Source organism: Pseudomonas sp. EL_65y_Pfl2_R95 (assembly GCF_963971045.1).
GTDB lineage: Bacteria > Pseudomonadota > Gammaproteobacteria > Pseudomonadales > Pseudomonadaceae > Aquipseudomonas.
Map to the genome: position 1 here is coordinate 234,162 of NZ_CAXAOV010000007.1, position 22,081 is coordinate 256,242.

Consider the following 22,081-nt stretch of genomic DNA (forward strand, 5'->3'; position numbering starts at 1 on the left):
ACCTTTACCCGCGAGGTGAAGCGTTTGGCTGGACAGGGCTTTCGGCAATGCCAATTGTGCTGTCCACCGTTGAATCAACGGCATTGCGGATGCGCGCCAGGTTGGCAAGCGTTTGCTCATCGGCCATGGCGACATTTTGTGGGTCAACGGTTGAACCGGGCATTGCATGCTGCAAGCCGTTGACGACGATTTTGTCGCCCTTGTCCAGACCACTGCGGACAATGCGCAAGCCTTCGACTTTTGGACCCAGTTCGATGGCGCGGTAGCTCACGGTATTGTCATCGGCGAGCACCAGCACAAACTTCTTGCCCAGGTCCGTACCTACGGCTGCATCCTGAATCAGCTTGGCTGAATAGGTGTCGCTGCCGACCAGTTTGAGTCGAGCGTAGAGGCCTGGCGTGTATTCACCATTACTGTTGTCAAACACGGCGCGCCCACGGATGGTGCCGGTTTTGGGGTTGACCTGGTTGTCCAGAAAGTCGAGTTTGCCCAAGTGCGGGTTGCCCGTTTCATTGGATAAACCCATATAGACCGGACTGGCATCGCGAGTATTGGCCCCGGACTTTTTAGCCAGGCCTACATACTTCAGAAATGCCTGTTCATCGGCATCAAAGTAGGCATAGACCTTATCGGTTGAAACCACGGATGTCAGTAATGACTGACTGGCCGTAACCAGATTGCCAGCGGTGATTTCTGCACGGCTTACGCGCCCATCGATTGGCGAGGTGACACGGGTAAAGCTGAGATTAAGCCGCGCATTGTCCAGTTCAGCCTGAATCCCAGCAACATTTGCCTTAGCCTCCTCAGCGCTGCTTGCGCGGGCGTCTGCCAGTTCTGCGGATATGGCATTGCTTTTACGTAAACGCTCGCCACGCCGGGCTTCACTGCGGGTACGTGAGTAGGCTGAACGAGCTTGGTTGAGTTGTGCTTCGAGGCGCTTTACTTCTGCATTGAACGGGCGGGGATCGATTTGGAACAGCAGATCCCCTTTCTTGACCAAGCTGCCCTCATTGAAGGCCACCTTGTCGATAAACCCGGAGACCCGCGGCCGGATTTCAACTGACTCCGGCGCTTCCAGACGCCCGGTGAATTCGTCCCATTCGTTGATCGGTTGTTCAATTACTTCAGCGACACTGACCTTCGCTGCGTGTTGCTGTTGTGACGTTTCCTCAGTCTTGCCGCAAGCGCTGAGAACCACTGCCGCAAGTACTGCAAGTGGAAGGTGCCAGATCTTGGTGTTTGGCTGTTCCATGTTTTTTCCGCCCGTGGGTGTAATGAGTGGGCGGAGTGTGCGTCGCAACGACGCCGCTAACGAATCGAACGCTACGAAGTTAAGTATTACTGAAAATGATTATGTGGGACTTACTATTGTAATCGGGCAATAGTAGTGCGCGGCCCTGCATGGCTGCACGAATGGGGTGCAAATGAGTGGTTTGCGAGGTGAAATCTGAGCCGTATCTTGGCTGTTTAGAAGATGGCTATAAATCGGTGCTTGAGCAATGGCGCGTGGAAAGGGTAATGGCGAATTAAGCTGGATAATAATCAGCTAATCCTGTCGAGAACGATAATTTTCGGCGCATTTTAACCGCCTTATGTCAGAGGCTATCCGGATCGCCGACAAACATTTGAATCCGCGAGCGCAGCCAGCGTTCGGCGGGGTCGTTGTCTTGGGCGCCGCGCCAAGCCATGTGTAATTCAAAGGTTTGGGTGTCCAGCGGCAAGGGCTCGGTGCGCAGACCGCCCGCAGCGGTCAGCACGGCCGCCGCGTAATCGGGCACGCTGGCAACAATGTCGGTGCCGCTGAGTAGCGGCCCCAAGGCGTTGAATTGCGGCACGGCCAGTACAACTCTACGTTTGCGGCCGAGTTTCTCCAGCTCACTGTCGACGAAACCACTGAGGTCACCGGCAAATGACACCAGTGCATGGGGCCTGGCGCAGTAATCATCGAGTGACAACGCGCCGGGTACTGTGTCTGCACGCAGGAGCATGGCTTTACTGCGGCGCACCACTTTGCGTTTGGCATTGGCTGGCAGTTCTTCGGTGTAAGCCACCCCGACGGAGATTTCTCCCGACGACAACAGCCCCGGCATCAGCAAATAGTTGGTGCGACGTATCACCAGCACCACACCCGGCGCTTCGGCACGTAGACGTTTAATCAGCGGTGGCAGCAGGCCAAACTCAACATCATCCGACAAGCCAATACGGAACACAGCACTGCTGGTGGCCGGGTCAAAATCGGCTGCGCGACTGACCGCAGTGGAGATGGAGTCGAGTGCTGGCGACAATAAACCAAAGATTTCCTGGGCGCGCGCAGTGGGCTCCATGCTACGGCCGGTGCGCACAAACAATGGGTCATCGAACAGGCCGCGCAAGCGTGACAGGGCTGCACTGATAGCGGGCTGGCCGAGAAACAGCTTCTCAGCGGCCCGCGTTACGCTGCGCTCGTGCATCAGCGTTTCAAAGACGATCAGAAGGTTAAGGTCTACGCGGCGAAGATCATTGCGGTTCATCTGTCGTCCATATCTGGTATATAGGCGCAGCTTTCTGCGCGCATCAGGCTAATGCGGATGATGCTGCCTTAGCAACACGCTAGTGTCGGTTAGCTGATCCTAGTGCACACTGTTAATATTGTAACCACCAATCATCATCGACAGACATGGTGAATATTAGTACGAGCGTGTGGTATTGCTTACAAAGGCCCGATAAAGTCTAAGGCTAAAGGGTCAACCGAAGAGGTTTATGATGTCCCGCATTATCCGTTTTCATCAGTTTGGCGAGGCCGATGTCCTCAAAATCGAAGAGCGCTCGCGCCCTGCGCCTGCCGCTGGCGAAGTGTTGATAGGCGTAGAATCTATCGGTGTCAGCTGGCAAGACGTGCTCTGGCGCCAGAATTTGGCAACCACACAGGCTCAACTCCCGGCTGGACTTGGTTATGAAGTCGCTGGCGTAGTGTTAGCGGTGGGCGAGGGTGTTGATGACTTGGCTGTTGGCGATAAGGTCGCCAGCTTTCCTGCACACAGCCCTAACGATTACCCGGCTTATGCTGAAGAGGTCATCCTGCCGCGCACCTCAGTGTCGCGCTACTCAGACGTTTTAACGCCTGAACAAGCGTGCGTACACTTTTTACCGTCCATGGTGGGTTGGTTTGGCATGGTCGAGTTGGCGAAGATCAAAGCCGGCGAAACAGTACTGGTCACCGCGGCCAGCCGCTGCTGGGGGCCTTATGTGGTACAGATGGCTAAAGCCTTGGGTGCCCACGTTATTGCGGCCACAGAGAGCGCTGACGACACCGAGTTTCTTCGCGAACTCGGCGCAGACTATGTGATTCTGACGGAAGAGCAGGATTTGGTCAGCCGTGTGAAGAAACTCACCGATGACCGCGGCGTTGATATCGTCATGGACACCTTGGGTGGCCCGCAAATGTGCTTGCTGGGTGATGCGCTGGCTCCCCGTGGTCGTCTGGTCTTGTACGGGCTTCAAGGGGGTAATGACACGCCATTCCCAGCCTGCGCGGCTTTCCAGAAGAATATTCAGTTCTTTGTCCATTGCATCGGTAACTTTACCGGCAAACAGGAGTTGGGTATCCCGCAGGATAAAGAAGCGGTCGCCAGAGCAGTGCAGGGTATCAATCAACTGACCGGCGATGGTTTGCTCAAGCCCTTGATTGACAAAACCTTCACCTTTGACAAAGTGGCTCAGGCGCACCTGTACATGGGCCAATGCCCAAGCCGTGGTCGTGTGGTGATCAACGTTTAAGGTGAGCTGTATCGAGCCGTTACTGGAAAAGCCCTGATATATTCAGGGCTTTTTTGTCTGCTGTTTTTAAAGGCGCATTGTTCTTAGGCCACATGGCCGTGTCATCAGTCGAATAGTTGCCTGAGGCTGATCATCACGGCCACCATCAATACAGCAAGACCCGCTGCGCAAGTCCACTGCGAGTCGACGCTCTCGGCAAGCCAGCCGCCTCTGGCAGGGTACTTGCCGAGCGAAATCAGTTTTACCAGCGGCCAGCCGATGGGGTAGCAAATGCCGCGAAACAGCAGCTCGGCAAAGGCATAGGTAAGTAACTCAAGCATAGGTCGATTCCCTTCAGCTTCAGACCTATTCTAGTGTGGCTCGCTATTCGGTTCAGGCATCAGTGTTGCGATCAAGGCTTTAACGCTGCCTGGCAATGCCTCCAGATCCCGCACCAGAATACTCCGTTCACGCACACTCCAGGGCTCATCGAGTTCGATGGTGGTGAGCTGCATGGTACGGCTATGTCGCTGCGCCGCTGACTCGGGAATGATGCCGATCCCTACACCAGCCTCAACCATGCGGCAGATCGCTTCAAAGCTCGACACCTGAATGCGCAGCGATAGTTTTTTTCCGAGTTTCTCGACGTGCTCGCGCAAAAAGCTCAACAGGGTGCTGCCTTCATGCAAACCAATGTGTTGATACTCAAGGGTATCGCGCAGGGTGACCTGAGGCTTATCGCTTAGCGGGTGATTTTTCGGCACGGCCAGCAACAAACGGTCGGTACTGAAATGCAGCACTTGCAGGCCACTGACCTCTACCGGCCCGGCGATAATTCCCAGGTCGGTGCTGCCGTCGAGCACACCACGGACGATGTCACGGCTCAGGCGCTCTTGCAGGTCAACACTGACGCCGGGGCGCTCAGCCAGAAACCCGGCAAGAATTTCTGGCAGAAATTCAGTGACCGCCGTGGTATTGGCAAATATACGGATGTGCCCAGCTGAGTCGGTGCCGTAGTCGGTGAATTCACTTTTAAGGTAATCAACCTGACGCATGATCAATCTGGCGTGGTGTAGCAGTCGTTCGCCCGCAGGCGTCAACTCAACGCCGCGGCTGTCACGGTAGAGCAGGCGTGACTCGAGCTGGGCTTCCAGCGCCTTGATTCGGGCGCTAGCGGCAGCGGGGGAAAGGAAAGCGCGGCGCGCACCCTGGGTCAAACTGGGTGATTCAGCAATATGGATAAACAGGCGCAGGTCGGGTAAATCAAAGTGCATGGCCGTCTCGACGTTCGCAATTTGGCGTGTGTTGCGTTCAGCATAACCGAACGCCGAGTTATGTAAATGCAAATTCACAGAACGCCAGCTCAGTCGCATTCTAGGTGCCACTCAAGAGCACTGCTGGAAATACTCCATGACTGACGTCGCTTTATCTGCCTGGATTGGCCGTTCCGAAGAAGTCCACGATCAACTGAGTCGCAATCTGGTGATGCGCATTGCCGCAACGCTGGGCGAAGAAACCCCCGCCCATGGCGAAGCGTTGCCGCCATTATGGCATTGGGCTTTTTTTCAGAATCCAGTGGCTGAAAGTGGGCTGGGTGACGATGGGCATCCAGCGCGCGGCGGCTTTCTACCGCCAGCGGACAACCGCAACCGCATGTGGGCTGGCGGCAAAATCGAATTTATACAAGCCTTGCGCGTAGGCGGTGATGCCACTCGGGTGTCGACCATTACCCATATCGAAGAAAAGCACGGCAGCACCGGCGCGCTATTGTTTGTGACGGTGCAGCACCAGTACTTTCAAGATGGTGAGTTGGCCATCCGTGAAGACCAAAATATCGTTTACCGCGAGCCAAGTCCGCCGAAAACCGACAGCGGTCAAGCGCTGGAGACGGGTGATTGGGAGGAATCGATAACGCCGACCCCGACACTTTTGTTCCGTTACTCGGCAGTCACCTTCAATGGCCACCGCATTCATTATGACTGGCCCTATGTGACCGATACCGAGGGCTACTCAGGGCTTGTGGTACATGGCCCGCTGATCGCTACCCTGAGCCTACGTGCATTTTGCAGAGCCAATCCCCAGGCGCGTCTACGCCAGTTTTCCTACCGTGGTTTGCGGCCTTTGGTTGCGCCGCAGCCCTTTACGGTGGGCGGCAAAATTGAATCCAGCGCAACGGCCCAACTATGGGCGGGAAACGCAGCCGGTATGGCACAGCGCAGCGAAGTGAAATTTGACTGATACGGCCAACTGTCTGGCATTTTTTTGAAACACGCGAGCGAGAAGCGAATTATGAACCCGAACAATAATCCAGAATTTAATGCTATCCGCGAAGGCGTGCGTGCGCTTTGCGCAGAGTTTGATGCCGCCTACTGGCGCAAAATTGATGAAGACAAAGGCTTTCCCGAAGCCTTTGTCAAAGCCCTGACTGACGCCGGCTGGCTGTCGGCGATGATCCCTGAAGAGTACGGCGGATCAGGCCTGGGGCTGGCTGAAGCGTCGATCATTCTGGAGGAAGTAAATCGCTGTGGCGGCAACTCTGGCACTGTTCACGGGCAGATGTACAACATGTTCACCTTGCTACGCCACGGCAGCGAAGAGCAGAAACGCTACTACTTGCCCAAGCTGGCCAGTGGTGAACTGCGTCTGCAATCGATGGGCGTGACCGAGCCAACAACGGGCACCGACACCACAAAAATCAAAACCACAGCGGTCAAGCAGGGTGATAAATACCTAATCAACGGTCAGAAGGTGTGGATCTCACGGGTGCAACATTCTGACTTGATGATCCTGCTGGCGCGCACCACGCCGCTGGCGGAGGTAAAGAAAAAATCTGAAGGGATGTCGATTTTTCTGGTCGATCTGCGCGAAGCCATCGGCAGCGGCATGACCGTGCAACCCATCGCCAACATGGTTAACCACGAAACCAATGAGCTGTTCTTCGACAATCTTGAATTGCCAGCCGACAGCTTGATTGGTGAAGAAGGCAAGGGTTTCAGGTACATCCTCGACGGCCTCAACGCCGAGCGCACGCTGATTGCTGCCGAATGCATTGGCGACGGTCGCTGGTTTATTGAAAAGGCCAGCCAATACGCCCGTGATCGTCAAGTCTTTGGCCGACCGATTGGCCAGAACCAAGGCGTGCAGTTTCCGATTGCCGAGGCCCATATTGAGGTGGAAGCCGCTGATCTGATGCGCTGGCGTGCCTGTGACGAATACGACGCCGGTGAGAATGCCGGTGCGAGTGCCAATATGGCCAAGTACCTGGCGGCCAAGGCTTCATGGGAGGCTGCCAATGCTTGCATGCAGACCTTCGGCGGCTTCGGCTTTGCCTGCGAATACGACATTGAGCGCAAGTTCCGTGAGACCCGCCTGTATCAGGTCGCGCCGATCTCGACCAACCTGATCTTGTCGTACGTGGCCGAGCATTTGCTCGACCTGCCACGCTCATTCTGAGGACATCAATCATGACCCATACCGAACAGCTTGCAGTTTTCTTGGCTGATCTGCGTTATGAGCAGCTGCCCGAACATGTGCTCGCCAGAACCGAGGATTTGTACCTTGACTGGCTCGGGTCTGCACTCGCAAGCCAGGACCGCCACCCGATCCCGTTATTCGAGCGTTATGCACACCGCATGGGCCCACACACAGGCACGGCGAAAATTCTGGTCAGTGGCAAAACCACCAGTCCTTATTTCGCGGCGCTGGTGAATGGCGCCTCATCGCACCTTGTTGAACAGGATGACTTGCATAACAGCTCAGTGTTGCACCCGGCAACAGTGGTGTTTTCAGCGGCGCTTGCGGCTGCTCAAGACCTTGATTGCAGCGGCCAGGAGTTCTTGCTTGCGGCGGTTGCCGGGTATGAGGCAGGCATTCGCATTGGCGAATTTATGGGCCGCTCACACTATAGAATTTTCCATACTACTGCCACGGTCGGCACGCTGGCTGCGGCTGTCGCGGTGGGCAAACTGCTCAAGTTTAATGGTGACCAGTTCATCAACCTTTTAGGAACCGCAGGTACACAGGCTGCAGGTTTGTGGGAGTTCTTGCGCGACGCCGCCGACTCCAAACAGCTGCACACCGCTAAAGCAGCGGCAGACGGTCTGTTGGCGGCCTATCTGACGGCTGATGGGCTGAGCGGGGCGCGCAACATTCTTGAAGGTGATCAAGGCATGGCCGCTGGCATGTCCAGCGATGCCGACCCAAGTAGGTTATCGGATCGTCTTGGCAGCCGTTGGGCGTTGTGTGAAACCTCATTCAAGTTCCATGCATCCTGTCGTCACACCCATCCTGCGGCCGATGCTTTACAAGCGCTGTTGAATAAAGAGCAGCTTAGCCTTGAGCACATCGAACACGTCATTACCAAGGTCCATCAAGGCGCCATTGATGTACTGGGCCGGGTTGTGGTGCCGAGCAGTGTGCATCAAGCCAAGTTTTCCATGGGCACGGTGCTGGGGTTGATTGCTGTGCACGGTAAAGCCGGGCTCCCGGAGTTCGAAGCGTTCGCTTTGCAAGATCCGCGTGTAGCCAGCTTTCGCGACAAGGTCAGCATGCAGCTTGATACCGAGGTTGATGCAGCCTATCCGCAACGTTGGCTAGGCCGGGTCGAGGTCCTGACCATTGATGGGCGCCAGTTGCACAGTGCGATTGATGAACCCAAAGGCGATCCGGGCAACACCTTGTCGCGACCCGAGCTGGAAGACAAGTTTCGTCGGCTGCTCGCATTCGCAGGACAGAAAAGCGCAACCCAGGCGGATGAGTTGATCGCACACGTCTGGTCGCTGCGCCAATGCGCGTCCGTCCAAGATTTGTCGTGATCATGCGCCGTCTATCAAGGGATTAAACAATGAATACCTCTACCACTGCACCGCGTCCGTTGGATGGCATCACTGTTGTCAGCTTGGAGCACGCTATCGCTGCGCCATTTTGCACCCGCCAACTGGCGGATCTGGGTGCTCGGGTAATCAAGATTGAGCGTCCCCTTACGGGCGACTTTGCCCGCGGCTACGACGAGCGGGTATCGGGCCTTGCTTCGCATTTCGTTTGGACCAATCGCTCCAAGGAAAGCCTGACACTGGACCTCAAGCAAGAGCCGGCTACAGCTGTGCTGGAAGATTTGTTGACCAGGGCTGATGTACTGGTGCAGAACCTTGCACCCGGTGCGGCTGCGCGAATGGGCTTGTCTTTCGAAACCCTCCATGAGCGCTTTCCCAAGCTGATCGTCTGCGACATTTCAGGCTATGGCGAAGGCGGCCCATATGAGCAAAAGAAAGCCTACGATTTGCTTATCCAAAGCGAAGGCGGCTTTTTGTCCGTTACAGGCGGCGAAGGGGAGGAGCAAATGGCTAAGGCCGGCTGCTCGATTGCCGATATCGCAGCGGGTATGTATGCCTATACCGGCGTGCTGTCAGCCCTGATGCTGCGCGACAAAACGGGGGTGGGTAGCCGGGTCGATGTATCGATGCTGGAAAGCCTCGTCGAGTGGATGGGGTACCCAATGTACTACGCCTATCAAGGGGCAACGCCGCCACCGCGTGCAGGCGCAGCGCACTCCACTATTTATCCATACGGGCCTTTTCCAGCAGGCGATGGCGGCACGGTAATGCTCGGTTTGCAGAACGAGCGCGAGTGGCGTGCCTTTTGCGACAAAGTCCTGATACAGCCTGAGTTGGCTGATGATCCACGCTTTTCAGCCAACTCCAGGCGCTCGGCCAACCGCGCAGAATTACGCGCGATTATCGTTGAGAGTTTTGCGACCTTAACTGCCGAACAAGTGATCGAACGACTGGATGGGGCGCAAATCGCCAATGCCCATGTCAATGACATGGCCGGGGTTTGGCAGCATCCGCAGCTCAAGGCCCGGGCGCGCTGGACGGAAGTGCAAAGCCCATCCGGGATGCTTCCGGCATTGCTGCCACCGGGTCGCAATAGTGCTTTCAGTCCTCGTATGGATGGCGTTCCAGCATTGGGCCAGCATACCGACATGCTGCTCAATGAGCTGGGTTTGAGCGTCAATGATATTCAGCAATTGCACGAGCAAGGCGTCGTTTAGGCGGCGTCTGTGCAACCCATAAAGAGCTATCAGATCATGAATTCATCGACCATTCGTTCGGCACTGTTTGTGCCTGCATCACGCCCGGAACGTATTCCCAAAGCACTTGCCGTGGGCAGTGATGTGGTGATCGTCGACCTGGAAGATGCCGTCGAGGAAAATCTCAAAGAGCAGGCGCGTTCGGACCTAGATGCCTTTTTACAGGCAAATCCCGATGCCCGTCTGCATGTCCGGATCAATGCTGCTGCGCACAAAGGGCACCAAGCGGATATTGCCCTGTGTGCGCGTCACGCGGGTGTTATCGGGGTGCTGTTGCCAAAGATAGAAAGCGCCGCGCAGGTGCGCCATGTAGCGGCCTGCAAAAAGCCAATCTGGCCGATTGTAGAAAGTGCCAAAGGTTTGCAGGCCCTGGTCGAAATTGCACAGGCTGAAGGCGTCGAACGGTTGTCATTCGGTGGCTTGGATCTCGGCCTCGACCTCGGTTTGGCCGCGGGTACTGCAGGTGCTGCGCGGATGCTTGATCAAGCCCGCTTTGCGATTGTCCTGCAGTCGCGCCTGGCCCATCTCGCACCACCGCTCGACAGTGTTTTTCCGGCAATCGATGACCCCTCAGGACTCGCCCAGTTTGCACGCGATGCCAGTGATATGGGCTTTGGCGGCATGCTCTGTATTCATCCCAAGCAAGTTGCAGTGGTGCATCAGAGCCTGATGCCAGCCGCCGATGAACTGGCTTGGGCGCAACGCGTGATGAGCGCGGCAGAGCAGGGCGCGGGTGTGTTCGTAGTCGATGGCCAGATGGTTGACGCGCCGGTGCTAGGCCATGCCAGGCGCCTACTTGAGCGCGCGGGAATAACCGCTACCGATTAACCATAAACGGTTTCACATCGCCTCTGAGCATCAGCGCTGAGGTGCAGTACTTCCAACAATAACAAGAGGTATTCCATGTATAAGCTCCCATTTAAAACACTGCTATGCGCCGCTGCAGTATCGATGTCAGTTGGCTTCGCCAGCCTGGCACACGCGGCCGATCCGATTATCATCAAGTTCGCCCATGTGGTCGCAGACAACACCCCCAAAGGCCAGGGTGCATTGATGTTTCAAAAACTTGTCGAACAACGTCTGCCGGGCAAAGTTAAGGTCGAGGTCTACCCGAACTCTTCACTTTACGGTGATGGTAAGGAGATGGAGGCGTTGCTCCTCGGTGACGTCCAAATGTTGGCGCCGTCGCTGGCAAAGTTTGAGCAGTATTCAAAACCGATCCAGATCTTCGACTTGCCATTTTTGTTTGACGACTTGGCGGCCGCCGATCGCTTTCAGAGCAGCCCGCAAGGCAAGGCGCTGTTGAAATCGATGGAAGATAAAAACATCACCGGCCTGGCCTATTGGCATAACGGCACCAAGCAATTATCGGCGAACAAGCCCCTGCGTGTGCCGAACGACGCCCGTGGTCTGAAGTTCCGTGTACAGGCATCTGCCGTGCTTGAAGAGCAATTCAAGGCGATTCGGGCCAATCCCCGTAAGATGAGTTTTGCCGAGGTCTATCAAGGCTTGCAGACTGGCGTGGTCAATGGCACTGAGAACACCTGGTCCAATTACACCAGCCAGAAAGTCAACGAAGTACAGAAGTACATGACTGAGTCGAATCATGGCCTGATCGACTACATGGTGATCACCAACACCAAGTTCTGGAACAGCTTACCGGCGGATATCCGCACCCAGCTGGATGAAATCATGGCTGAAGTGACTGTCGCAGTGAACAAAGAAGCCGAAGACCTCAATCAAAAAGCCAAGCAAAAAATCATTGATTCAGGCACCACTGAAATCATTACCCTAACCCCAGAAGAACGTGCCAAGTGGCGTGAGGCAATGAAGCCGGTGTGGAAGAAATTCGAACCACAGATTGGCGCTGACTTGATCAAGGCAGCCGAGGCTTCAAACACGCCGTAATCGTTCTCTCGAGTCAAAAAACGGCTGACAGTAAAACTGTCAGCCTTTTTTTGCCTGGCGAAACCGGCAAGGCTGGAGGTCTAGAGCTTGGCGCCGAGTTCCGCCGACAACCGCGCTGCGACCCCTTTTATCAGAGGAATCAGCTCGGCCATTTTTTCCAGCGGCATATAGGGCACGGTACTGGCGATGCTGATGCCGGCAACGATGTGCTTGCTGGCATCACGGATCGGCGCCGCGACACAGCGGATCGACGGTTCGTTGTCCTCCAGATCAAAGGCGTATGCGCCGGCCACGTACTCGACCATGCGTTGCTCAAACTGCTCCCAGGACTGCTCAGGATGCTGCGGCCAAAGCAGATTTTTGCCCCCCGCTGGCAAGCTGGCCTGATAAAGCCGCCGCCATTCTTCTTGGGTGTCATCGAGCAGCAACGCCTTGCCGATCCCGGTGCGCGCCAACGGCATGCGATGGCCGACCCGAGAACGCATTTCCGGGCCATTTCGCCCTGGATTTTTGTGCAGGTAAAGCACCTCGTCGCCTTCGCGAATCGCCAGATGAATGGTGTCTCCGGTCAATGCCGACAACTCATCGAGATAGGGTCCAGCCAGGGTAACCAAAGGCAGGTCTTCACGGGCCTGAAAACCCAATTCAATCAGTTTCGGCCCCAACAGGTAGCCGATTTGCGGCACCACCCGCAGGTAACGCTCGTCCACCAGGCAACTGGCTAAACGGTGGGTGGTGCTGCGCGTAGTGCCGATCAGTCGGGCGATCTCCTTGAGATCGCGGGCGCCACCGGCCACAGCTTGAACCAAACCCAGACCTCGGAGCAGGGTCTGGGTGCCGGTCGGCGCGGCGTCCTTGGCGATTTTTGCGGGGTCTTCCTGCATATCCAGCCTTAACCGTTAAGCGAATGAACGGCGGGCATTATGGTCGCCCGACGATTGCAACTACAACTTGATACGCTCAACCTTGCCCACCAGCAAGATGTAGGAGAGCGCTCCAAGCAATGCCAGCACTGAGATATAAGTGATCGCAGGCGCAAACGAATCACCGCTGGCGAGGAAGCCGATGACGATCGGTGTCGCGATCGCCGACAGGTTGCCGATAAGATTGAATACGCCACCGGTTAGGCCCAACAAGTTTGCAGGTGCCAGGGTCGAGACCAGCGACCAGGTGATCGACGCCAGTCCGTTGCCAAAGAATGCCAGCGCGAGGAAGGCAATCACCAGCGGTGTCGAATCGACGAAATTGGCCCCGATGATTGAGGTGGAGATCAGCAGGCCGCCAATAATAGGCAGCTTGCGGGCAAAACCCACGGTGTAGCCGCGGCGGATCAACCAGTCGGAAAAGAACCCCGAACACAGTACGCCGATAAAGGCTGCCAGAAACGGCAGCGACGCCAACAGCCCGGACTTGATGAAGTCCATGCCACGATACTTCACCAGGTAGGTCGGGAACCATGTCAGGAAAAACCACAGCGTCGAATTAAGGCAAAACTGGCCAAGGTAGATGCCCCAGAGCTTGCGCTTGCTCAGGACGATGCCGAGGTCGGTCCAGCTGAACTTTGCCTTGGCCTTGGCAGATTCGGCCTGGATATCCACCAGCCCGCCACCTTCACGAATCAGCTCGATTTCAGCCTCGTTGGCGCCTTTAAAATCCCGGGGTTCGCGATACACCGCGTACCAGACCAGGGCCCAGAGAATGCCCACCGCGCCGGTGCTGACAAACACCATGTGCCAGCCGTATTGATGCTGGAGCCAGGCCAGTACCGGCGTGAGGAATGCCAATCCGACAAACTGGCCAGAGGTGTAGAAACCGATCGCCGTGGCGCGCTCGCGTTCAGGAAACCAGGTTGTTACTACGCGGCTGTTGATGGGGTACGCGGGAGCTTCCAGGGCACCGACGGCCATGCGCAATACGAACAGGGCGATAAAGCTGGCCGCGAAGCCGAGCATTACCGTGGCGATCGACCACAGCAGCAGCGCTACGCTGTAGAGAATCCTTGGTGGGACGCGATCCACCAGCCAGCCACCGGGAATCTGCATGGCGGCGTAGGTCCAGCCGAACGCAGAGAAGATCAGCCCGACATGGATCGGGTCGATTCCCAGTTCGCTGGTGAGTGCCGGGGCGGCAATCGACAGGTTGCTGCGGTCCAGATAGTTGATTACCACCGTAATGAACAGCAGCACCATGATGAAAAAACGCTTGCGGCTAGGTGTCACCAACGACGACTGCCCGGTGAGGGTTTGCGGTTGCATGGGAGTGCCTCTTTTTATGTTTATTGAGGGTGTATCGATACTCGCTTTGAAATCCTGTGGGAGCGGCGGGGGCAGCGTTCCCACAGGAGAACTGTATCGGTCAGGCAGCACTCACCATTCGGCAAAACTGCCGTCGGCATGACGCCAGATCGGATTACGCCAGCGGTGACCGACCGCCGCGCGTTCGATCACGTACTCCTCGTTTATCTCGATTCCCAGGCCTGGGCCGTTGGGGATTTTTACAAAGCCTTTGTCGTAGTCGAACACCTGTGGATCTTTGACGTAATCGAGCAGGTCGTTGCTCTCGTTGTAATGAATACCCAGGCTTTGCTCCTGGATGAACGCGTTGTAGCAGGCGGCGTCCAGCTGCAGGCAAGCCGCCAGCGCAATCGGGCCCAGCGGGCAATGCAGCGCCAGTGCCACGTCGTAGGCTTCGGCCATGTTGGCGATCTTGCGGGTTTCGGTGATGCCGCCGGCGTGAGAGGCGTCGGGCTGGATGATGTCGACGTAACCTTCGCTGAGTACGCGCTTGAAATCCCAGCGCGAGAACAGCCGCTCGCCAAGGGCGATCGGGGTATTGGTCAGCGGTGCCAGTTCCTTGAGTGCCTCATAGTTCTCGCTGAGCACAGGCTCTTCGATAAACATCAGCTTGTACGGATCAAGTTCCTTCATCAGCACCTTGGCCATGGGCTTGTGCACCCGGCCATGAAAGTCCACACCAATGCCGATATTTGGGCCAACCGCATCACGCACGGCTGCGACGTTGGCCAAGGCCAGGTCGACTTTGTCGAACGAATCGAGAAATTGCAGCTCTTCGGTACCGTTCATTTTCACCGCAGTGAAGCCACGATCGACCGCCTCTTTGGCGGCGCGCGCGGTGTCCGCTGGCCGGTCGCCACCGATCCAAGAATAAACCCGAATCTTGTCCCGCACCTGGCCACCGAGCAGGTCGCTGACCGACACGCCCAAGGCCTTGCCCTTGATGTCCCACAATGCTTGATCTATACCGGCCAGGGCGCTCATGTGGATCGCCCCACCCCGGTAGAAGCCGCCGCGGTAGAGCACGGTCCAGATGTCTTCGATATTGCGTGGGTCTTTGCCAATCAGGTAGTCGGACAGTTCTTCGACCGCTGCAGCAACGGTGTGCGCACGGCCTTCGACCACAGGTTCGCCCCAACCGGTCACGCCCTCATCGGTTTCGATCTTGAGGAAGCACCAGCGCGGTGGAACGATGTAGGTGGTCAGCTTGGTGATTTTCATCTCGTAGTCTCTTTTTGTAGATGCAGCTTTTATTTAGGCAGCGCCCGTGGCGCCAGACAGTCTTAATCCAGGGCTTTCCAGGCAGCGACGTAGGCCTTGGCATTGGCCGCAACGTCTTGTGGGCTCATGCCGGGTTTAAACAACCCTGAACCCAGGCCGAACCCTTTCACGCCCGCGTCGATAAACACCTGCATGTTGTCCGGCGTGATGCCGCCAACTGGCGCCAGTACGGTGCCAGCAGGCAATACCGCAAGCCAGGCCTTGACCACGGCGGGACCCATTTGCTCGGCGGGGAACATTTTCAATACGTCTGCGCCTTCAGCCAGTGCGGCAAATGCCTCGGTCGGCGTTGCGACGCCGGGTGCCAGGTACAACTGCGCGGATTTGGCCGCACGCATGACCGCGGGATCGCTGTGGGGCATGACAATCAGCTGTCCGCCCGCTGCCTTCACCTGTTCTACCTGCTCGGTCGTCAGCACCGTGCCCGCACCGATCAGGCAGTCGCTGGGCAAGCAGTCGCGCAGGATGCGGATGCTTTCATAAGGTTGCGGGGAATTGAGCGGCACCTCGATGACGCGAAATCCGGCGGCATAAAGAACTTCGCCCATGGCGGCCGCTTCTTGCGGACGCAGGCCGCGCAGGATCGCGATGAGACCGTTTTGCGCCAGTGCTTGCTTAAGCATGTAAGACCTCCAATCAGGTTTAACGGGGTGGTAGGGCTGGGATCAGTCCGGCGGCGACCGCCAATTGCCACAACCCACGTTCGGTGGCTTGCTCGGCCAGCGTCACGCGGGAAAATCCACAGGTATTCAACGCCCGGCTGTAACGGGCGCAAAGTTGACCATTGCCGATGAGGACAATTCCCGGCAGGTGAACGCTGTTGCGCCGGCGGCGCTGAACCGAGGCCAGTGCCGTAAGCTCATGGCCGATCAACAAGCCGGAGAGATAATCAGTTTGCGCGCTGGCACTCAATTCGCCTGTCAGCCCGAGGGTGCGGGCACTGAACAGGGTCGACAACGGGCCGATTTCGCCATCGGCCGACAGCGCTACTTGCACGCCGCGGTCAAACGCATCGCCATCAAAAGACCCGCCCCGTTGCTGCGTGCGTCCGAGAATGCTGTGTTCACTGAGCACGGCGAATATTTCGCCGGTCATGAATGTATCGAAATGGACAATGCAGCCTTCGGCCACTTCAACCCATTTTGAATGGCTGCCCGGCAGGCCGATGAGCACATCGGTGCTGGCTCCATCAGGCAGGTTTTGCAGTGCGCCGAGGACCTGGGTTTCTTCACCGCGCATCACATTCGGCAAGTGCGAACGCTGGATAACGCCCGGCACGATATGCACATCGACACCGCGCAGGCTGCGAACGATCTTCAGGGAAGTGCCCAAGTTGGCAACGTTGGCCGGAGTCTCGCGGTAGGCCGCGTCGCTCCAGCCTTGGGCGCTGCCGACCATGCCGCAGGCAATCACCGGCAGATCGGGCTGGGCATCGAGCCAGTCACCGCAGGCTTCATCGAAGGCCAGTTCAAAGCCGTCAGCGCATAACTGACCGGCAATGATTCGCGGCGTTCCAGGCAGTTGCATAATTCCCGAAGACAGCGATCGCTGTTCGAGCACTTGGCCATCCGCCGCGAGTTTGTAAGCACGTAAGGAGGTTGTCCCCCAATCGAGCGCGATTAATTGCGCCAGCATCGCTTCACCTGTTTTGTAATTGACAGTGAGTTCGCTGACTATAAGCCTGAATGGAGATATATCTCAATATATAAATATGCATCCCACATATAGGGATTTAGAGGGGCATTCGGCCACTATCGCCGTGCGCTTTCCTTGCCGGCGCAACTTTCTCCAGCGGGTTAACTCTCTGCATCCATCCACTTGGGTTTTGGATAACGGCGATCGGCTTTGCCAGCCTTGAGAATGGCACCGGGTACGTCATGGCCAAGCAATTCAGGCAAGCTCGCAGCGCTCAGCAGCAGTGCGTCGAGATCGACACCAGTTTCCAGGCCCATACGCTGGAACATATGCACCAAATCTTCGGTGCAAATATTACCGCTAGCACCCGGTGCGTATGGGCAACCGCCCAAGCCGCCAAGTGACGCATCAAACCGATCAACCCCGGCATTCAATGCGGCAATAGCATTGGCCAAACCCATGCCCCGGGTGTTGTGAAAGTGCAGAGTGAACACGCTTTCAGGCCAGCGCTGTAGAGCTTCACGGCTGATGCGTTCAACTTGCGCGGGGTCGGCCATGCCGGTGGTGTCGCACAGGGTGATGCCTTGCACGCCTATGTCAGTCAGCCCTTGGATCAGCTCATACACACGCGACTCGGCAACGTCACCCTCGAAGGGGCAGCCAAAGGTGGTCGACAGCGAGGCATTGATAAACACCTTGCTGCCCCGGGTGACTTCGATGATTTCCTTGAACTGCTTCAGTGACTGATCCGGTGTCATGCGCAGATTGGCCAAACCGTGGGTATCGCTGGCAGACATCACCAGATTCACCTCATCAACCTGGCACGACAACGCGCGTTCGCAACCCTTAACGTTCGGCACCAATACGGTGTATTCAACGCCGGGGACACGTTCGATGCTGCGCATCACCTCCTCGGCATCGCGCAGGTTGGGGATGGCCTTGGGCGAGGTGAAGGAGGTGGCTTCGATCTTGGCTAGGCCGGTATGCGAAAGGCGGTTGATCAGGGCGATCTTGTCTTGCGTGGCGACAAAATTTGGCTCGATCTGAAAGCCATCACGTGTGGCGACTTCCTGAATATATAGACGTTTGCTCATGGTCATCTCCTAAACTATGCCGCGATCGCGCAAGCCTTGGCGTTGCACTTCAGTCAGGCCCAAACCAGCCAATACATCATCGGTATGTTCACCCAGTGCAGGGCCGCCGGTACCGATGCGGCCAGGTGTGCGGCTCAGTTTCGGCAGCACGCCGGGTACTTTTAATGGGCCAGCAGCGGTTTGTACGGTTTCGATCATCTGCCGCGCAAGGTAATGCGGGTCTTTGACGATATCGGCTGCGGTGTAGGGGAAGCCTGCGGGAACGTGGACTTCATTGAGCGCGGCCAGAACATCGTCACGGCCGCGTTGGCCTGTCCAATCAGCGATGGCTTGGTCAATCATCTCGGCATGCTCACTGCGGCCGTCGTTCTGTGCCAAACGTGGGTCATTGGCCAGGTCTTCGCGGCCAACCAAGGTCATCAGGCGCTTGTAGATGCTGTCACCATTACCTGCAATCAGGACGAAGCTGCCATCGTTGCAGGGGTATGAATTTGATGGCGTGATGCCGGGGAGGGCGCTGCCAGCCGGTTCGCGAATGTAGTTAAAGGCATCGTATTCGGGAATCAAGCTTTCCATCATGGCAAAGACCGATTCATATAACGCCACATCAATGAATTGGCCCAAGCCACTGCGCTGACGCTCTTGCAGGGCCAGCAACACACCAATTACGCCGTAAAGCGATGACAGCGAATCACCAATGCTGATGCCGACGCGTACAGGTGCTTGACCCGGATAACCCGAAAGGTGACGCAAACCGCCCATTGCCTCGCCAATAACCCCAAAGCCGGGGAGGTCACGGTAGGGGCCGGTCTGGCCGTAGCCTGAAATACGCAACATGATCAGGCGAGGGTTGATTTTGGACAGCTCGTCCCAGCCCAAACCCCAGCCTTCCAAGGTTCCGGGGCGAAAGTTCTCAACCAGGATATCGGCCTCGGCAATCAGCTTGCGCACAATATCCTGACCTTCGGCTTCCTTGAGGTTGAGGGTCAATGACTGCTTATTGCGCGACTGCACATGCCACCACAGTGAGGTGCCGTCTTTGATTTTGCGCCATTTGCGAAGGGGGTCACCGACCTTGGGTGGCTCGATCTTGACCACTTGTGCGCCAAACTCGCCGAGCATCTTACTGGCGAATGGACCGGCAATCAGCTGGCCCATCTCAACCACTTTCAATCCTTGCAGCGCCATGTTGGTCACGTTTAGATCTGTCATTGTTGTGCCTCTAGCGGGGTGCTTTGTTCTCTATGCTTGCAGAATTACTCAAGCCAGATTCGAGAACAATTGATCAATTATCAAGCCTGACTTCGTATTCTGCGAAGTTAATCTGTGAGAGCCTTGTTCTCAAGACGCTGTGACTGAGCGCACATCACTCTAACTATCTGGCCGGGAGCATTGATCATGCGCCGCATCGACTTCACCACCCTTAAAGTGTTTATCGCAATTGCTGATGAGCGCAGCCTGACCAAAGCCGCTGAACGTGAGCATCTTGCCTTGGCCGCAGTCAGCAAACGGGTGAGTGATCTTGAAAGCCAGTTGGGCATTAACCTGCTCTATCGCCAGCCCAAGGGGGTCGAGTTAACGCCGGCCGGGCATGCTTTGCTGCACCATGCGCGCACGGTGATGGATAACCTTGAGCAGATGAATGCGGACCTTAGCGAGTTCAGCGAAGGGGTCAAAGGCCATGTGCGCATTCATGCCAATACCTCTGCCGTTATTGAGTTTCTACCCGAAGACTTAAGTACCTTCACCCAGCTGCATCCCGAGGTAAAGATCGACCTGGAAGAACGGGTTAGCAGCGAAACCATCCGCGCTGTGCGTGAAGGCCTGACTGACATTGGCATCTTTGCCGGGCATGTGCCCGCCGAAGACTTGCAACTGTTTACCTATCGCCATGACCAGTTGGTATTGGTGACGCCGCGTGAGCATCCTTTGGCCGATCGCAGCAGCGTTGCCCTGCGTGAAACAGTGGGGTATGACTTTATCGGTCTACAGCAAGACGCATCTCTGCACAGCCTGCTGCAGCACTCGGTGCATCATCTCGGTGGTTCTCTGCGCCTGCGTATTCAGGTGCGCAGTTTCGAGGCCATCTGCCGGATGATTCACACCGGCATGGGCATAGGTGTGCTCCCCGAAATAGCCGTGCGCACCTATCTACCTGCATTGAATGTACAGGTGGTTCAGCTGACTGATGACTGGGCACGCCGTGAAATAAAGATTGCCGTGCGCAGTATTGAGGCGCTGTCGGTGACGGCCAAGCAGATGCTTGAGCACCTGATAGGCAGTGAAGCTCGCGCGGCAGGCGTGGGTTTGCCTTCGTGAATGCCGAAGGCCTCATTACTCAAATGTGAATTTCAGTTGTGAAACCTGCGCGATAGAGTTCACCGGTCGATGAAGCGCTAGCCTGTAGACGTTTCAACGCTCAGAGAGTCGCTGAAAACCAATCAAGTCGTTTTCAGCCGCTCCAAAGGAATCTTCGAAAAAGCTAGCGCTGTAGTTTTTCAGAGATTCCCCAAGACAAAAATAATAGGAGCTCACCCATGAAGTATCCGTCTGTTCGTCGTGTCCTGTTGGGCATGGTCACTGGTTTCGCGTTGGCTGGAGCGTTGACTGCTCAAGCTGCCGACCCGATCCTGATCAAGTTTTCGCACATTACTGCTGATAACACCCCGAAAGGCAAAGGCGCGCTGTTGTTCAAAAAGCTGGTGGATGAGCGCCTTGCCGGCAAGGTTGAAGTACAGGTTTACTCCAACTCATCGCTGTACGGCGATGGCAAGGAGATGGAAGCGTTGATGTTGAACGAGGTGCAGATGCTTGCCCCAGCGCCATCAAAACTCGAGCAATACACCAAACAACTGCAGCTGTTCGACATGATGTTCCTGTTCGACAACATGGCCGCTGCCCAGCGTTTCCAGAACTCCGACAAGGGCAAGGCGATGCTCAAGTCGATGGAAGACAAAGGCATCACCGGTTTGGCATTCTGGCTCAACGGTATGCGCCAGTTGACCGCCAACAAACCTTTGATCAAGCCGTCCGATGCCCGCGGTTTGAAATTCCGCGTACAGCCATCCGATTTGCAAGCCGCGCAATACAGCTCCTTGCGTGCAGTGCCGCGCAAAATGTCGTTCGCCGAGATTTATCAAGGCTTGCAGACTGGCGTGGTTAACGCCCAGGACAATCCATGGTCGAACATCTACAGCCAGAAGTTCTACGAAGTGCAGAAGTACATGATTGAGTCTGATCATGCCATCGGCAACTACGTGTTGATCACTAACACCAAGTTCTGGAGCGGCCTGCCCGCGGATATCCGCAGTCAGCTTGAAGAAATCGTGGCTGAAGTAACCACAGAGGTGAACAAGCAAGCGGCCGAAGTTAACGAGCAAGCCAAGCAGGCGATTCTCGATTCGGGCAAGGTTGAGTTGATTACCCTTACGCCAGAACAGCGCAATGCGTGGCGCGATGCAGTCAGCCCTGCTTGGAAGAAGTTTGAAGATCAGATCGGCGCTGACGTTATCGACGCAGCTAAAGCGGCTAACAAAGCCGATTAATAGCCCCTGCGGCCACCTTGAGTGTGGTCGCAGTTCCAGTTTCAGGCTTTTGGCTAACCCCGAAAATCGACCGGTTTTCACGTCCCCACAATCAGCGTGTGAACAGGTCGACTCCCTCAGCCAAAAGCCTGCTTTATTACCCCCGCCTGAGTCAGGCAATCCCATAATTGAAGCGGCCTTAGGCTGTAGCGAAACCGGCATGCATCAATAGTGAATGTCGGGCTGCAGACTGCTGGGGTAGAGTCGCGCATGCTTAATGGATTAGGCCCAATAATAAATCGTGCAGGAGACAGCCAATGACCGTTCTGCGGCGCGCCTGGGATCACTTCGAGGAAGCTTTTATCGCTTTCCTGCTAGGTGCTATGACCCTGGTCACCTTTACCTACGTAATCCTCAACAACCTCTACACCTTCTTCTACAGCTGGGCAGACCACTGGGAAGGCGGGAGCGAGACGTTGTTCTGGATCGGTGATCACATTCTCGACATGGCCCAGTCCATGA

20 protein-coding genes and 1 pseudogene are annotated in these 22,081 nt (G+C 56.3%); 10 read left to right on the forward strand and 11 right to left on the reverse strand.

What is annotated here, in order from left to right; all coding sequences use genetic code 11:
- Positions 1-4 precede the first annotated feature (4 nt).
- Positions 5-1,252, reverse strand: a complete 1,248-nt coding sequence (gene mexE / locus AACY09_RS20880) for a multidrug efflux RND transporter periplasmic adaptor subunit MexE (RefSeq protein ID WP_339490781.1) — start codon at positions 1,250-1,252, stop codon at positions 5-7.
- A gap of 343 nt (positions 1,253-1,595) precedes the next feature.
- Positions 1,596-2,510: a LysR family transcriptional regulator gene (locus AACY09_RS20885; protein ID WP_339490783.1), complete on the reverse strand. Its 915-nt coding sequence runs from the start codon at positions 2,508-2,510 to the stop codon at positions 1,596-1,598.
- A 232-nt stretch (positions 2,511-2,742) separates the two neighbouring features.
- On the opposite strand from AACY09_RS20885, the gene AACY09_RS20890 reads away from it, so the two are divergent.
- Complete coding sequence (locus AACY09_RS20890; protein ID WP_339490785.1) at positions 2,743-3,756, forward strand: zinc-dependent alcohol dehydrogenase family protein; 1,014 nt, start codon at positions 2,743-2,745, stop codon at positions 3,754-3,756.
- A 104-nt stretch (positions 3,757-3,860) separates the two neighbouring features.
- Here AACY09_RS20890 and AACY09_RS20895 read toward each other — a convergent pair whose 3' ends face one another.
- On the reverse strand, positions 3,861-4,076 hold the full coding sequence (locus AACY09_RS20895; protein WP_339490787.1) for a hypothetical protein: 216 nt from the start codon (positions 4,074-4,076) through the stop codon (positions 3,861-3,863).
- A gap of 30 nt (positions 4,077-4,106) precedes the next feature.
- The gene (locus tag AACY09_RS20900) at positions 4,107-5,009 is read right to left on the reverse strand and encodes a LysR family transcriptional regulator (protein WP_339490816.1); all 903 of its coding nucleotides are present in this window, start codon (positions 5,007-5,009) and stop codon (positions 4,107-4,109) included.
- A 136-nt stretch (positions 5,010-5,145) separates the two neighbouring features.
- Between AACY09_RS20900 and AACY09_RS20905 the strand changes: the two genes are divergently transcribed.
- The 6 genes from AACY09_RS20905 to AACY09_RS20930 all read left to right on the forward strand — a co-directional run bounded on the left by AACY09_RS20905 (position 5,146) and on the right by AACY09_RS20930 (position 11,731).
- Positions 5,146-5,973: an FAS1-like dehydratase domain-containing protein gene (locus tag AACY09_RS20905; RefSeq protein WP_339490788.1), complete on the forward strand. Its 828-nt coding sequence runs from the start codon at positions 5,146-5,148 to the stop codon at positions 5,971-5,973.
- A 51-nt stretch (positions 5,974-6,024) separates the two neighbouring features.
- Entirely contained in the window at positions 6,025-7,188 is a 1,164-nt protein-coding gene (locus AACY09_RS20910) for an acyl-CoA dehydrogenase family protein (protein WP_339490790.1), read from the forward strand.
- An 11-nt stretch (positions 7,189-7,199) separates the two neighbouring features.
- A complete protein-coding gene (locus tag AACY09_RS20915) occupies positions 7,200-8,549 on the forward strand; it encodes an MmgE/PrpD family protein (RefSeq protein ID WP_445323899.1) in 1,350 nt (449 codons plus the stop codon).
- 29 nt (positions 8,550-8,578) lie between these two features.
- Positions 8,579-9,784 (forward strand): CaiB/BaiF CoA transferase family protein, encoded by a 1,206-nt coding sequence (locus tag AACY09_RS20920; RefSeq protein ID WP_339490792.1) that lies wholly within the window; start codon positions 8,579-8,581, stop codon positions 9,782-9,784.
- Positions 9,785-9,820: 36 nt separating this feature from the next.
- Positions 9,821-10,651 carry an HpcH/HpaI aldolase/citrate lyase family protein gene (locus tag AACY09_RS20925; protein WP_339490794.1) on the forward strand — a complete coding sequence of 277 codons (831 nt, stop codon included), beginning with the start codon at positions 9,821-9,823 and terminating at the stop codon, positions 10,649-10,651.
- Between the two features lie 75 nt (positions 10,652-10,726).
- Positions 10,727-11,731, forward strand: coding sequence for a TRAP transporter substrate-binding protein (locus AACY09_RS20930; RefSeq protein ID WP_339490795.1), 1,005 nt, complete (start codon positions 10,727-10,729; stop codon positions 11,729-11,731).
- Positions 11,732-11,811: 80 nt separating this feature from the next.
- Here AACY09_RS20930 and AACY09_RS20935 read toward each other — a convergent pair whose 3' ends face one another.
- The 7 genes from AACY09_RS20935 to AACY09_RS20965 all read right to left on the reverse strand — a co-directional run bounded on the left by AACY09_RS20935 (position 11,812) and on the right by AACY09_RS20965 (position 19,247).
- A complete protein-coding gene (locus AACY09_RS20935) occupies positions 11,812-12,615 on the reverse strand; it encodes an IclR family transcriptional regulator (protein WP_339490796.1) in 804 nt (267 codons plus the stop codon).
- A gap of 60 nt (positions 12,616-12,675) precedes the next feature.
- Positions 12,676-13,986, reverse strand: coding sequence for an MFS transporter (locus AACY09_RS20940; protein WP_339490797.1), 1,311 nt, complete (start codon positions 13,984-13,986; stop codon positions 12,676-12,678).
- A gap of 111 nt (positions 13,987-14,097) precedes the next feature.
- Positions 14,098-15,246, reverse strand: coding sequence for a galactonate dehydratase (dgoD, locus tag AACY09_RS20945; RefSeq protein ID WP_339490798.1), 1,149 nt, complete (start codon positions 15,244-15,246; stop codon positions 14,098-14,100).
- 62 nt (positions 15,247-15,308) lie between these two features.
- Positions 15,309-15,929 carry a 2-dehydro-3-deoxy-6-phosphogalactonate aldolase gene (locus AACY09_RS20950; RefSeq protein ID WP_339490799.1) on the reverse strand — a complete coding sequence of 207 codons (621 nt, stop codon included), beginning with the start codon at positions 15,927-15,929 and terminating at the stop codon, positions 15,309-15,311.
- A gap of 19 nt (positions 15,930-15,948) precedes the next feature.
- Positions 15,949-16,941 (reverse strand): 2-dehydro-3-deoxygalactonokinase, encoded by a 993-nt coding sequence (locus tag AACY09_RS20955; RefSeq protein ID WP_339490800.1) that lies wholly within the window; start codon positions 16,939-16,941, stop codon positions 15,949-15,951.
- A 161-nt stretch (positions 16,942-17,102) separates the two neighbouring features.
- On the reverse strand, positions 17,103-18,035 hold the full coding sequence (locus AACY09_RS20960) for a hydroxymethylglutaryl-CoA lyase (RefSeq protein WP_339490801.1): 933 nt from the start codon (positions 18,033-18,035) through the stop codon (positions 17,103-17,105).
- Positions 18,036-18,044: 9 nt separating this feature from the next.
- Positions 18,045-19,247, reverse strand: a complete 1,203-nt coding sequence (locus AACY09_RS20965) for a CaiB/BaiF CoA transferase family protein (protein ID WP_339490803.1) — start codon at positions 19,245-19,247, stop codon at positions 18,045-18,047.
- A gap of 186 nt (positions 19,248-19,433) precedes the next feature.
- On the opposite strand from AACY09_RS20965, the gene AACY09_RS20970 reads away from it, so the two are divergent.
- The 3 genes and pseudogenes from AACY09_RS20970 to AACY09_RS20980 all read left to right on the forward strand — a co-directional run.
- The gene (locus AACY09_RS20970) at positions 19,434-20,354 is read left to right on the forward strand and encodes a LysR family transcriptional regulator (RefSeq protein ID WP_339490805.1); all 921 of its coding nucleotides are present in this window, start codon (positions 19,434-19,436) and stop codon (positions 20,352-20,354) included.
- 218 nt (positions 20,355-20,572) lie between these two features.
- On the forward strand, positions 20,573-21,580 hold the full coding sequence (locus tag AACY09_RS20975) for a DctP family TRAP transporter solute-binding subunit (RefSeq protein ID WP_445323900.1): 1,008 nt from the start codon (positions 20,573-20,575) through the stop codon (positions 21,578-21,580).
- Positions 21,581-21,876: 296 nt separating this feature from the next.
- Positions 21,877-22,081, forward strand: a pseudogene (locus tag AACY09_RS20980) (C4-dicarboxylate ABC transporter); the annotation flags it as partial.

Coding starts and splice junctions, on each gene's coding strand:
- AACY09_RS20925 (WP_339490794.1), top strand. CDS start 9,821: ATGAATTCATCGACCATTCGTTCGGCACTGTTTGTGCCTGCATCACGC.
- AACY09_RS20915 (WP_445323899.1), top strand. CDS start 7,200: ATGACCCATACCGAACAGCTTGCAGTTTTCTTGGCTGATCTGCGTTAT.
- AACY09_RS20910 (WP_339490790.1), top strand. CDS start 6,025: ATGAACCCGAACAATAATCCAGAATTTAATGCTATCCGCGAAGGCGTG.
- AACY09_RS20890 (WP_339490785.1), top strand. CDS start 2,743: ATGTCCCGCATTATCCGTTTTCATCAGTTTGGCGAGGCCGATGTCCTC.
- AACY09_RS20940 (WP_339490797.1), bottom strand. CDS start 13,986: ATGCAACCGCAAACCCTCACCGGGCAGTCGTCGTTGGTGACACCTAGC.
- AACY09_RS20960 (WP_339490801.1), bottom strand. CDS start 18,035: ATGAGCAAACGTCTATATATTCAGGAAGTCGCCACACGTGATGGCTTT.
- AACY09_RS20900 (WP_339490816.1), bottom strand. CDS start 5,009: ATGCACTTTGATTTACCCGACCTGCGCCTGTTTATCCATATTGCTGAA.
- mexE (WP_339490781.1), bottom strand. CDS start 1,252: ATGGAACAGCCAAACACCAAGATCTGGCACCTTCCACTTGCAGTACTT.
- AACY09_RS20885 (WP_339490783.1), bottom strand. CDS start 2,510: ATGAACCGCAATGATCTTCGCCGCGTAGACCTTAACCTTCTGATCGTC.
- AACY09_RS20930 (WP_339490795.1), top strand. CDS start 10,727: ATGTATAAGCTCCCATTTAAAACACTGCTATGCGCCGCTGCAGTATCG.
- AACY09_RS20920 (WP_339490792.1), top strand. CDS start 8,579: ATGAATACCTCTACCACTGCACCGCGTCCGTTGGATGGCATCACTGTT.
- AACY09_RS20970 (WP_339490805.1), top strand. CDS start 19,434: ATGCGCCGCATCGACTTCACCACCCTTAAAGTGTTTATCGCAATTGCT.
- AACY09_RS20950 (WP_339490799.1), bottom strand. CDS start 15,929: ATGCTTAAGCAAGCACTGGCGCAAAACGGTCTCATCGCGATCCTGCGC.
- AACY09_RS20895 (WP_339490787.1), bottom strand. CDS start 4,076: ATGCTTGAGTTACTTACCTATGCCTTTGCCGAGCTGCTGTTTCGCGGC.
- dgoD (WP_339490798.1), bottom strand. CDS start 15,246: ATGAAAATCACCAAGCTGACCACCTACATCGTTCCACCGCGCTGGTGC.
- AACY09_RS20955 (WP_339490800.1), bottom strand. CDS start 16,941: ATGCTGGCGCAATTAATCGCGCTCGATTGGGGGACAACCTCCTTACGT.
- AACY09_RS20905 (WP_339490788.1), top strand. CDS start 5,146: ATGACTGACGTCGCTTTATCTGCCTGGATTGGCCGTTCCGAAGAAGTC.
- AACY09_RS20935 (WP_339490796.1), bottom strand. CDS start 12,615: ATGCAGGAAGACCCCGCAAAAATCGCCAAGGACGCCGCGCCGACCGGC.
- AACY09_RS20965 (WP_339490803.1), bottom strand. CDS start 19,247: ATGACAGATCTAAACGTGACCAACATGGCGCTGCAAGGATTGAAAGTG.
- AACY09_RS20975 (WP_445323900.1), top strand. CDS start 20,573: ATGAAGTATCCGTCTGTTCGTCGTGTCCTGTTGGGCATGGTCACTGGT.